The organism is Microbacterium sp. 8M, assembly GCF_902506375.1.
Classification (GTDB): domain Bacteria; phylum Actinomycetota; class Actinomycetes; order Actinomycetales; family Microbacteriaceae; genus Microbacterium.
Genome location: NZ_LR733284.1, coordinates 3,287,218 through 3,298,528 on the forward strand (window position 1 = coordinate 3,287,218; position 11,311 = coordinate 3,298,528).

Genomic DNA, 11,311 nt, shown 5'->3' on the forward strand with positions numbered 1-11,311 from the left:
GATCGTCGCCCGCGCCTCGAGAGGAGCACATCATGAACTGGCTCGACAACATCATCAAGACGTTCTTCGACTTCGGCGCGATGGCGCAGGTCCTCCCGCAGCTGCTGGGTATCGGGCTCGTCAACACTCTGATCATCTCGCTCTGCGCGACCGCGATCGGCATCGTTCTCGGGATGATCATCGCCGTCCTGGGCATCTCGAAGTCGCGCTGGCTGCGATATCCCGCCCGCGTCTACACCGACATCTTCCGCGGACTGCCCGCGATCCTCACCATCCTGCTCATCGGGCAGGGGCTGGCGAAGTTCAGCCAGCAGGTCTTCGGCCCGTCGCCCTATCCCCTGGGGATCCTCGCCCTGAGCCTGATCGCGAGCGCGTACATCGGCGAGATCTTCCGCGCCGGCATCCAGAGCGTCGACCGCGGTCAGCTGGAGGCCTGCCGAGCGCTCGGGATGAGCTACACCAGTGCGATGCGTCTGGTGGTGATCCCGCAGGGTGTCCGACGCGTGCTGCCGGCGCTGGTCAATCAGTTCATCGCCATCGTGAAGGACTCGAGCCTCGTCTACTTCCTGGGTCTCCTCGTCGGCGAGCGCGAGCTGTTCCGGGTCGGGCAGGACGCAGCCGTGCTCAGCGGGAACCTGTCGCCCCTCGTCCTCGCGGGCGTCTTCTACCTGGTGGTGACCGTGCCGCTCACCCATCTCGTGAACTACTTCGACAACCGATTCCGCACCGGACGCCGCAAGGCGACGCCGCCGCGCAGCGGTCTCGAAGAGGTCGCAGAGCAGTCCCTCAGCCCGGTCTACACCCGAGGAGAGAACGCATGACCTACACATCACCTCAGCCCGTCACCGACGGCCGCTTCTACAAGGGCTCCCGGCTCGAGATCCAGAACCTCCGAATGGCCTACGGCGACGTCGACGTCATCCGGGACGTGTCGATCACCGTCGAGCCCGGCACCACGACCTGCATCATCGGGCCGTCCGGCTCGGGCAAGTCCACGCTGCTGCGCGGCGTCAACCGTCTCCACGAGCCCAAGGGCGGGCGGGTACTGATCGCCGACGACGACGCCCTCACGCTCAAGCCCGACGTGCTGCGCCGGAGGGTCGGTCTCGTCTTCCAGCACTTCAACCTCTTCCCCGACCACACGGCGCTGCAGAACGTGGCCCTCGCCCTGCGGAATGTGAAGCGCATGCCGAAGGGCGAGGCGGAGCGGATCGCCCTGGCGCGACTCACCGAGGTCGGCCTCGCCGAGCGCTCGGACCACCGCCCCCGGGATCTGTCCGGAGGGCAGCAGCAGCGCGTCGCCATCGCGCGGGCACTTGCGATGGAACCGGAGGTGATGCTCTTCGACGAGGCCACCAGCGCCCTCGATCCAGAGCTGGTCAAGGGCGTTCTCAACCTCATGGCCGAACTCGCGCAGCGCGGCATGACGATGCTGGTGGTCACCCACGAGATGGGATTCGCTCGCAAAGTCGCCGACCAGGTCGTCTTCATGGACGAAGGGCGCGTCGTCGAAGCCGGCACGCCCGAGCAGATCTTCGATGCCCCGCAGAGCGACCGGCTGCGCCTGTTCCTCTCGGAGGTGCTCTGATGACGGGGACCACGGCACCGCCTATCCGCACGGCCGTCGTGGGTTTCGGAGTGTCGGGCCGGGTCTTCCACGCGCCGTTCCTCGCCGCCGATCCCGCGTACTCGCTCGACGTGATCGTCACTGCGGATCCGGGACGTGCCCGGGAGGCGCGGGTCCGGTATCCGGACGCGTCGGTTCTGGGATCCGTGGACGAGCTGCTCGATCGCCGGACCGACCTGGATCTCGTCGTGATCGGAACGCCGCCGGCCACCCACGCCCCGATCGCCACGGTCGCGCTGGACGCGGGTCTCGACGTGGTCGTGGACAAGCCGTTCGCGGTGACCTCCGCCGAGGGACGTGCCCTCATCGCGCACGCCGAGCACCTCGGACGGCGGATCACGGTGTTCCAGAACCGGCGGTGGGACGGAGACTTCCGTACCGTGCGCGATCTCGTCGAGACCGGCCGGCTGGGAGACGTGCGCCGCTTCGAGTCGCGGTTCGAGTGGTACAAGCCGGAGATCCGTGCCACCTGGAAGGCGCAGGCCACTGCGGATCAGGGTGGAGGGATCCTCTTCGATCTCGGCAGCCACCTCATCGATCAGGCGCTGCAGCTGTTCGGCCCGGTGGCCGAAGCGCGTGCCGAGCTCGCGGTGCACCGGCCGGGTGGGTGTGCGGACGACGACGCCTTCGTCGCGCTCCGCCACGAGTCCGGCACGATCTCGCACCTGTGGATGAACTCGCTCGCCGCACAGTTCGGCCCCCGGTTCCACGTGCTCGGCTCGCGCAGCGGCTACACCAGCCACGGCTTGGACGGTCAGGAGGCCGCGCTGAGTGTCGGCGTCTCGCCCGACGACGCACAGTACGGGGCCACGCCGCCGGAGCGCTGGGGCGTCTTCGGCGTCGAAGGCTCGCTCTCTCCGCTGCCCACCCTCCGGGGGGACTACGGCGCGTTCTACCGCGGCCTCGCGGCCGGCATCCGCGACGGCGGCCCGCTGCCGGTCGACCCGGCCGACGCCGTCGCCGTGCTCGAGCTCATCGAGCGCCTGCACGCGGAGACGCCACTGCGCCGATCCGAACACTCCGACACGAACGAAGGACAACGATGACCAGCCCGCAGCCACTCCACGTCGCCGTCATCGGCGCCGGGATCCTCGGCACCTCGACCGCTGCACACCTCGCCCGCGGCGGCGCCCGCGTGACCCTCGTCACCCAGGGCAAGCCGGCCGACGGCGCCTCGGGCCGCTCGATCGCCTGGCTGAACTCGTCCGGCGCACGTTCGGCCGAATACCGCTACCTGCGGCTGATCGGCCTGGATCGCTACCGGACCTGGCGGGAGCGGCACCCGGAGAGCAGCGCGTATCTGCGATTCGACGGCGCCCTCAAGTGGGCAGGCGAGGATGAGAGCTTCCGCGACACGTTCGCCTACGAGCGCGCCGGTGGCTACGACTCCGTCTGGCTCGACCGCGAGCAGGTCGCGGCGCTGACGCCCGATGTGAACGCCGAGGCCGTCGCCTCCGAGGGCGCGATCTACAACCGCGGTGAGGGGTGGGTGAACCTGCCCGACCTCATCGCCGCTCTCCTCGCCGAGGCGGTGGCCGACGGCGCCGAGGTCATCGAGGACGCCGGCGACGTGCGTGTCGACGTGCAGGACGGCACCGCCGTCGGGGTGATCCTCGGCAACGGCGCCCGGCTCGCCGCCGACCGGGTCGTGCTGGCCACGGGTGGGCACGTCCCCGCGCAGCTGGCAGCACTCGGCGTGCACGTGCCTGACGCCACCCCCGCCGCGTTCGTGGTGGTCACCGAGCCGGTCGAGCCCCGGGTACGGACGGTGCTGAACACCCCGCGGGTCGCCGTGCGCCCGATGCCCGACGGACGGCTGGTGCTCGACGCCGACTGGGCCGAGAAGTCGATCGTGGTCGGCGAGGACGGCGCCCTGACGGTGCCCGAAGCGTCGGTGCGAGGCCTTCTCGAGGAGGCCTCGCGCGTGCTCGCGGGCAACCCGACACTCGTCGCCGAGCGCGTCGCCGCGGGACTGAAGCCCATCCCCGGTGACGGCGAGCCCGTGGTCGGCTCGGTCCCGGCGATCGCAGGCCTGTCCATGCTGTTCACGCACTCGGGCGCGACCCTCGGCCTGATCCTGGGCGAGCTCGTGGCCGAGGAGGTGCTCACCGGCCGGCCGTCGCCCGTGCTCGACGCGTTCCGGCTCAGCCGCTTCGACCAGGACGCCGCTCCCGCCGAGGTCGGAACCGGTGCGTGGGCTCCCGTCACCGCCGCTGCCGACATCTCGTCGGCCCCGTCATGAGCGGGCTCGTCAGCATCGCCGGCGCCGGGGACAACGTCGTCGATTGCTATCGGTCGGCGGGGCGGATGTTCCCGGGAGGCAACACCGTGAACGTGGCGGCGTTCGCCGCTCGGCTCGGGGCCCGCGCCGCCTACGTCGGCCAGGTGGCTCCCGATTCCGCCGGAGAGCACATCGCCCAATCGCTGGCAGCCGAGGGGGTCGACGTCTCGCGACTCCGGCGCGCGCGGGGCCGGACCGCGTACTGCGTGATCGGCCACGACGAGCACGGCGACCGCGCGTTCCTGTCCTTCGACCTGGGTGTGTCCCGGTTCGATCCGTCGGCGGATGACATCGATGCCCTTGCGGGATTCGATGCCGTCCACGTCGGCGCGACCAGCGGCCTGGACCAGCATCTCGAGGCATTCGCGAGCGCGACGCGCCTGTCGTACGACTTCGCCACGCGCGCCGATCCGGATCACATCGCCCGGGTGGGCAGGATCTGCTTCCTCGCCGTGCACTCCGGCGGCGATCTGGACGACACGGCGTTCGCGGAGCTGCTCGAGAGGAGCGAGGCCTCGGGCGCGCAGTGGAGCCTCGTCACGCGTGGCACCCGGGGCGCGGTGCTCAGTCACCGCGGCCGACGCTGGTCGGCGGCGGCGCGGACCGAGCGTCCCGCCCTCGACACCCTGGGCGCCGGCGACAGCTTCGCGGCGCGGGTGCTCGTGGGCATCCTGCGCGACGAGGATCCGCCGACGATCCTGGCCGCCGCGGCGGAGATCGCTGCGGAGACATGTCAACGGCTCGGCGCCTTCGGGCCCGGCATCCCGATCGACCCGACCATCCTCGCCGCAGGCGACGACTCCCCCGTTCTCGAACCCCTCACCACGAAGGAGCACCGATGACCGACGGCACCTATGTCGGCCCGACCCCCGTCAAGCCCATCCCCGACACGATCCGTCCCGCACAGGAGCATGCGCTCGCCCGCTGGGACGAGATCCGCGACTATGTCGCAGGGCGGCCCGCGGTGGACCGCGTCTACCTCGTCGGAGCCGGCGGCTCCCTCTCCGGCCTGCAGGCCGCGCAGTACGTGTTGGACCGGGAGTCGGCGCTCCCCGTCGCGTCGGTCAACTCCGACGAGTTCAGCTACCGCGCCTCGCCCGGCGTGGGCCCGGGCGCTCTCGTCATCGTGCTGTCGGCGGCGGGCACCACGGCCGAGTCCGTGGCAGCGGCGGCCTGGGCGCAGGAGCGGGGCGCCGCGGTGGTCGCGGTCACGCTGAAGGCCGACGGACCGCTCGCGCAGGCTGTGACGACGGCATTCATCTCGCGGGGCGGCGACGGCAACCAGGTCGTGCTGCAGCTTCTCGCGCTCGCCGTGCTGGCCCGGGAGGGACGGGACGTCCGTGCCCGGCTCGACGCGCTCACGGCACTGCCGGAGGCGACAGAGGCCGCGCTGCGCGGCTTCGAGCCGCTGGCCGCCGCCATCGCCGAGGACATGAAGGACGTCCCGATGACGTACCTCATCGCCTCGGGCCCGCTCCAGGGGATGGGCAGCACCTTCACCAGCTGCTTCCTGCAGGAGATGCAGTGGATGCACGCGTCGACCATCAACGCCAACGAGTTCTTCCAGGGCCCGTTCGAGGTGTTCGACAAGCAGACCAAGAGCATCCTCTTCCTCGGTGAGGACGAGACCCGGCCCATGGCCGAGCGCGCCGAACGATTCCTCGATCAGTACAGCGGCACCACGCACAAGATCGACAGCCGCCATCTGGACCTCCCGGGCGTTCCCGCGAACCAGCGCGGCTTCACCGCACCCCTGGTGTTCTATCCGATGATGTTCCGCCTCGCGGAGAACTACGCATCCGTGCGCGGCTACGCGCTGGAAGGACGCCGCTACATGTGGCAGTTCGCGTACTGATCGAGACGTGAGCAGGAGGGGATCCGGAGAGCATCCGGATCCCCTCTTCGCGTATGACGCGCATCGGCCATCGTGCCTGCTCGGGCGACCGCTCCCCCGCCGTGGCGTCCCGCGAGCGCTTGCGCCCGATGCGCGGTCTCGCGGTGACCTGCGACAGCGGTCGAGGTCACCGCCAGGCGCTCATCGGCCCGGCTCCGTCCCGCCGGCGAACGCGTGCCGGATCCGCGGCCATTCGGACTCGACCCAGTCGCCGGCGATCCTCGCGCGATCCTCGACGGCCGCGGCGGGGAAGGCCAGGCCGCGGGTCGGCACGCTCGCACCGAGCTCGACGAGCAGCGGGCGCAGGGTCGTCTCCACCGCCAGCGCGTGCGTCGGCGCCCCGATCGTGAGCACGGGCACCGCGGTGACGCCACGCAGCCCATCGGATCCGTAGCGGTCGAGGAACGCCTTCAGCAGGCCCGTGTAGGCGGCCTTGTAGGTGGGACTCGCGATGACCGCCACGTCCGCGGTCGCGACCCGATCCAGCAGCTGGTCGACGCCCGGCTCCGGGAAGCGGAAAAGCGTCCCGGCGACGTCCGCGAGGTCGATCGTGGCGTCGATGTCGGCGCCGCCGCGAGCGCCGAGCAGGGTTGCCACCTCCTCGGCGACGAGACGGGTGCGCGAGGCGGGCTGGGGGTTCCCCACCAGTACGGCGATCCGGGTCATGAGGTTCCTCCGAGTGAAGCCGCCCGGCGCGGGGCGGGTCGTTGTGTCATGGTAGGTCGGCGTCGTCGCCGCGTGCACGGCCGCCGTCACGCGTGGTCATGGGCGGTATGACAGGCCGTCCGGGTCGCGCGTCAGCTCACGAGCACGCGGTCGTCCGCGAGCGCGGGCGTGCGCACCGAGAGGAACGTCGTGCGCCGGCGCAGCACGAAGCCCAGGCGCTCGTAGACGCGGATGGCTCCGACGTTCGCCGCAGCAGCGTGCAGCAGCGCCTGATCACCGCGCCGCTGGATGTGGAACGCGACGTCGAGGACGAGACGCGAGGCGATGCCCTGACCGCGGTGCTCCACGTCCGTCGACACCGCACTGATCTCCGTCCAGCCTTGAGGGTGCAGCCGCTCCCCCGCCATCGCGATCAGGCGGCCTCCGCGGCGAATGCCGATGTAGCGACCCAGTTCGAACGTGCGCGGACGGAAGGGACCCGGCTGGTTGCGCTCGACGAGGGCGAGCATCTCCGGCACGTCGTCGGCCCCCAGCTCGATCGCCTCGTCGTACGGGACCGGCTGCAGCGCCTCGGTCTGCACCAGCTGCACCCCGTCACCGCGGCCGAGCTCCTCCCATCCATCGGGCAGGTCGGGATCGGCGCCGGAGATGCCGATCTCCTGCCCAGGGCCGACGAGCTCGACGAGCGCCTGCCACACCCCGGGGTCGTCCCAGGTGCGCACCGCCACGAAGGGCGCGACGTCGGCCGGATACCGCCGCACCAGGTCGCCGCCGAGCGCGAAGGAGGCGTGCGGACCGGTCAGCGCATGCCACGCCGGATTGTCGAGCACATGCTCGTCGGAGGATGTGGACGTCATGACGCGGATCCCTCTCTTCTGAGTTCGATGCGGGCTGGGACCCCACGGTAGGCGCCGCCCCGGCGCTCTCGGCGAGGGCCGCAGCGGACTGTGTCGCCCGGTGACACGATGCGACGCCGCGTGACGGAGCACGACGGATCTTGACCGTCTGCATCAGCCCGTGACCCCTGCCCGCGACGGGGATCGCCGCCGGTGGAAGCATCGCTCGAACGGAGCCGTCGTGCTCCGCAGAATCCCCTCGGATCCATCCGCAAAGCGCGAAAGGAGCACCATGTCGACAGCGAACGCGACTCGATCGGCCGTTGCGCGCTACCTCGCCTCGAGGCTCGGCCAGGCCCTGATCGTGCTGTGGGCCGCATACACGGTGTCGTTCGTCGTGCTCTACGCGCTGCCGAGTGATCCCGTCGCGCTCAAGACCGGCGGCGACGCCAGCGACGTCACCCCGGAGCAGCTCGCCGCACTGAAGGCGAAGTACGGCCTCGACCAGCCCCTCATCGTGCAGTACGTCCTGCGCCTGGGCCGTGTGCTCGCGGGCGACCTCGGCACCTCGATCGACACCGGGCGGCCGGTCTCTCGGGTGATCGGCGAGGCGATCCCGCCGACGCTGCAGCTCGCGGGACTCGGCTTCGTCATCGCCGTCCTCACCGGCGCCTCGCTCGCCGTGCTCGCGACCTCGGTGCGCAGCCGCGCGCTGTCGACCTTCCTGCTCGGCCTGCCGCCGCTCGGCGTCGCGATCCCCGCGTTCTGGTTCGGGCTGATCCTCATCCAGCTGTTCTCGTTCCAGCTGCCGCTGTTCCCCGCGATGGGCGACCGCGGCTTCGCCTCGCTGGTGCTGCCGTGCATCGCCCTCTCGCTGCCGACCGGAGCAATGATCGCCCAGCTGCTGTCGAAGAGCCTTGCCGGGGCGCTCCGCGAGCCCTACATCGACACCGCCCTCGCCAAGGGTGCGGGCCGCGCCCGGATCCATCTGCGGCACGCGCTGCGCAATGCCGCCCTGCCGGCGCTGACGGTGACCGGCCTCATCGTCGGTCAGCTGCTCAGCGGCACGGTCGTCACCGAGACGGTCTTCTCCCGCCCGGGCATCGGGCGGGTGACGGCGTCGGCCGTGCAGCAGCAGGACGTCCCCGTCGTCCAGGGCGTCGTGCTCTTCGCCGCCCTCGTCTTCGTCGTCGTCAATCTCGTCGTGGACCTGATCTATCCGCTCCTGGATCCGCGGATCCATTTGACGTCGGCGTCGCGTCGCCCACGTCGCTCACGAGTGGCGGCTCCCCGCCCGACCGCCACTCCCATCGAGTCGACGTCGGTCGACATCGACGCCGTCCTGGAGGAAGTCCGATGAGCGATACCGTCGCCCTCCTACCCGATGGCACCCAGCACGCCGCGGACGGGTTCGGCGGGACCGCCGCGAACCGCTTCGACGACGCGGTCGCGGAGCGTGCCTCGCACCCCGGCCGGAGAGCGCCCGGCCCGAAGGCATGGAGCTGGTTCGCTCGACGACCGGCGGCCGCCGTCTCCCTGCTGTGGCTCCTCGTGGTGGTCGTCGCCGCGGTCGCGCCGGCCCTGCTCGCGCCCGGCGATCCGCTGACCGGCATCCCCGCGGAACACCTCCAGGGCCCCTCCGCCGCGCACTGGTTCGGCACCGACCAGATCGGGCGCGACCTCTACACGCGGGTCGTGCACGGCACCTCGCTGACGGTCAGCGCCGCGACACTGGCCGTGGCCGTGGGCGTGGTCGCGGGCTCCGCGATCGGCCTGCTGAGCGGGTTCGCCGGCGGCCGGACGGACGCGATCCTGATGCGGGTCGCCGACGTGCTGCTGGCCATCCCGAGCCTGCTGCTCTCGCTCGCGGTGATCACCGCTCTGGGCTTCGGCACCGTCAATGTCGCGATCGCCGTGGGAACGGCCAGCGTCGCCTCCGTGTCGCGCATCATGCGCGCCGAGGTCATCAAGGTGCGCAATTCCGCGTATGTCGAGGCCGCGCGCGCCTCGGGCAGCAGCTGGATCCGGGTGCTCCTGCGGCACGTTCTACCCAACTCCACCGGGCCGGTGATCGCGCTCGGCGTGCTCGAGTTCGGCGGCGCGATCCTCGCCGTCTCCGCGCTCAGCTTCCTCGGATACGGCGCGCCCGCCCCGGCACCCGAATGGGGCGCCCTGGTGTCCGGCGGCCGCGACTTCCTCCGCAACGCCTGGTGGCTCACCACATTCCCCGGGCTCGTCATCGCCCTCACCGTGCTCGCCGCGAACCGCCTGGCGCGCGGGCTCGACACCGAACGGACGGTCGGATCATGAACGCGCAGACCCCGCTGCTGGAGATCGAGGGCCTGTCGGTGGCGTACCGGACCTCGCGCGGTCGCGTCGACGCGGTGCGCGGGGTGAGCCTGTCGGTCGCGCCCGGCGAGACCGTCGCGATCGTCGGCGAATCCGGATCCGGCAAGTCCACGACCGTGCACGCGGTCATCAGGCTGCTGCCCGGTGCGGCGGAGATCGCCTCGGGCGCGATCCGCTTCGAGGGAACCGACCTGGCCACGGCGCCGTCCGCCGCGCTGCGGGCGGTGCGCGGACGCCGGATCGGGTTCGTGCCACAAGACCCCACGGTGAGCCTCAACCCCGTGCAGCGGATCGGCACGCAGGTCGCGGAGGTGCTGCGCGTGCACGGGCTCGCCGATCGGCAGGACGCCGCGGAGCGCGCCGTGCAGGCACTGGAGCGCGCGGGGCTCCCCGACGCGGCGCTGCGCGCCCGCCAGTATCCGCATGAGCTGTCCGGCGGGATGCGGCAGCGCGTGCTCATCGCGATCGCGATCGCGGCCGACCCTCAGCTGATCATCGCCGACGAGCCGACGAGTGCCCTCGATGTCACCGTGCAGCGGCAGATCCTGGATCATCTGGACGAGCTCAAGCGGGAGCGCGGCGCGAGTCTGCTGCTCATCACGCACGATCTCGGCATCGCCGCGGATCGGGCCGACCGCATCGTCGTGATGTCCCAGGGCCGCATCGTCGAGGAGGGCACGCCCGAGCGGGTGCTGCTGGCGCCCGAGCACCCGTACACCCGCCAGCTGATCGCAGCCGCTCCCGGCCTGAACGCGCATCACGAACCGGTGCTCGCCGCCGCGTCGACGCAGGTCGTGCTGCGCGGACGCCCGGGCGATCCCTTCGCCGCCCGGGACGCCGCCGAGCGCCCGGCCGCCGCGCACCCCGTCCTGGAGGTCGACGCGCTCGTGAAGGAGTTCGCGGTGCCGGGGACGGGCGGTGCCGTGCAGCGCGCCGTCGACGGCGTCGGCTTCCGGATCGAGCGCGGCCGGACGCTCGCCCTGGTCGGCGAGTCGGGATCGGGCAAGACCACCACCGCCCGGCTGGCGCTGCGCCTCACCGACCCCACCTCCGGAACCGTCCGGCTCGACGGGGCGGACGTCACCGCGCTGCGCGGCTCCGAGCTGCGGCAGCTGCGCCGCCGGATCCAGCTCGTGCAGCAGAACCCCTACGCCGCACTGAACCCGCGGTTGACGATCGAGCAGATCATCAGTGACCCGCTGATCGCGTACCGCCTCGGGGACCGTGCCCTGCGCCGCGCCCGCGCCGCTGAGCTCGTCGACGTCGTCGCGCTGCCGTCCTCGGTGCTGCAGCGCAAGCCGTCCGAGCTGTCCGGCGGGCAGCGGCAGCGCGTCGCGATCGCCCGCGCCCTCGCGATCTCGCCCGAGCTCGTCGTGCTCGACGAGCCGGTCTCCGCCCTCGACGTTTCGATCCAGCACCAGATCCTCACGCTGCTGAGCACCATCCAGCGCGAGTTCGGCCTCAGTTACCTCTTCATCTCGCACGACCTCGCCGTCGTCCGGCAGATCGCGCACGCCGTGGGCGTCATGCAACGCGGTCGCATCGTCGAGTCCGGCACCGCCCAGGAGATCTTCGACAACCCGCGCACCGACTACACCAGCACTCTGCTCGACGCGATCCCCGGCGGCCTGCGGATCACCCTCTGACCGTCGCCCAGC

General features: G+C 71.4%; 11 protein-coding genes. 9 read left to right on the forward strand and 2 right to left on the reverse strand.

Features of this window, described 5'->3' with window-relative positions:
- The first annotated feature begins 32 nt into the window (after positions 1-32).
- Genes AERO9AM_RS15540 through AERO9AM_RS15565 form a run of 6 tightly spaced genes read left to right on the forward strand, consistent with a single transcriptional unit; the run spans position 33 to position 5,763 of the window.
- Entirely contained in the window at positions 33-821 is a 789-nt protein-coding gene (locus AERO9AM_RS15540; protein WP_159576964.1) for an amino acid ABC transporter permease, read from the forward strand.
- Positions 818-1,588 carry an amino acid ABC transporter ATP-binding protein gene (locus tag AERO9AM_RS15545; protein ID WP_159576965.1) on the forward strand — a complete coding sequence of 257 codons (771 nt, stop codon included), beginning with the start codon at positions 818-820 and terminating at the stop codon, positions 1,586-1,588. The genes AERO9AM_RS15540 and AERO9AM_RS15545 overlap by 4 nt, the downstream gene beginning before the upstream one ends.
- A complete protein-coding gene (locus AERO9AM_RS15550; protein ID WP_159576966.1) occupies positions 1,588-2,673 on the forward strand; it encodes a Gfo/Idh/MocA family protein in 1,086 nt (361 codons plus the stop codon). The genes AERO9AM_RS15545 and AERO9AM_RS15550 overlap by 1 nt, the downstream gene beginning before the upstream one ends.
- Positions 2,670-3,869, forward strand: coding sequence for an NAD(P)/FAD-dependent oxidoreductase (locus tag AERO9AM_RS15555; protein ID WP_159576967.1), 1,200 nt, complete (start codon positions 2,670-2,672; stop codon positions 3,867-3,869). The genes AERO9AM_RS15550 and AERO9AM_RS15555 overlap by 4 nt, the downstream gene beginning before the upstream one ends.
- Positions 3,866-4,750 carry a PfkB family carbohydrate kinase gene (locus AERO9AM_RS15560; RefSeq protein WP_159576968.1) on the forward strand — a complete coding sequence of 295 codons (885 nt, stop codon included), beginning with the start codon at positions 3,866-3,868 and terminating at the stop codon, positions 4,748-4,750. The genes AERO9AM_RS15555 and AERO9AM_RS15560 overlap by 4 nt, the downstream gene beginning before the upstream one ends.
- Positions 4,747-5,763: an SIS domain-containing protein gene (locus tag AERO9AM_RS15565; protein WP_159576969.1), complete on the forward strand. Its 1,017-nt coding sequence runs from the start codon at positions 4,747-4,749 to the stop codon at positions 5,761-5,763. Before AERO9AM_RS15560 ends, AERO9AM_RS15565 begins: the two co-directional genes overlap by 4 nt.
- A gap of 180 nt (positions 5,764-5,943) precedes the next feature.
- Here the strand turns inward: AERO9AM_RS15565 and AERO9AM_RS15570 are convergent, their stop codons facing one another.
- The gene (locus AERO9AM_RS15570; protein WP_159576970.1) at positions 5,944-6,468 is read right to left on the reverse strand and encodes an NADPH-dependent FMN reductase; all 525 of its coding nucleotides are present in this window, start codon (positions 6,466-6,468) and stop codon (positions 5,944-5,946) included.
- Between the two features lie 131 nt (positions 6,469-6,599).
- A complete protein-coding gene (locus AERO9AM_RS15575; RefSeq protein WP_159576971.1) occupies positions 6,600-7,325 on the reverse strand; it encodes a GNAT family N-acetyltransferase in 726 nt (241 codons plus the stop codon).
- 271 nt (positions 7,326-7,596) lie between these two features.
- Between AERO9AM_RS15575 and AERO9AM_RS15580 the strand changes: the two genes are divergently transcribed.
- The 3 genes from AERO9AM_RS15580 to AERO9AM_RS15590 are packed head-to-tail and all read left to right on the forward strand — an operon-like array spanning position 7,597 to position 11,299.
- Positions 7,597-8,664, forward strand: a complete 1,068-nt coding sequence (locus AERO9AM_RS15580) for an ABC transporter permease (protein WP_159576972.1) — start codon at positions 7,597-7,599, stop codon at positions 8,662-8,664.
- Positions 8,661-9,614 (forward strand): ABC transporter permease, encoded by a 954-nt coding sequence (locus tag AERO9AM_RS15585; RefSeq protein ID WP_159576973.1) that lies wholly within the window; start codon positions 8,661-8,663, stop codon positions 9,612-9,614. The genes AERO9AM_RS15580 and AERO9AM_RS15585 overlap by 4 nt, the downstream gene beginning before the upstream one ends.
- The gene (locus AERO9AM_RS15590) at positions 9,611-11,299 is read left to right on the forward strand and encodes a dipeptide ABC transporter ATP-binding protein (protein ID WP_159576974.1); all 1,689 of its coding nucleotides are present in this window, start codon (positions 9,611-9,613) and stop codon (positions 11,297-11,299) included. Before AERO9AM_RS15585 ends, AERO9AM_RS15590 begins: the two co-directional genes overlap by 4 nt.
- The last annotated feature ends 12 nt before the right edge of the window (positions 11,300-11,311 follow it).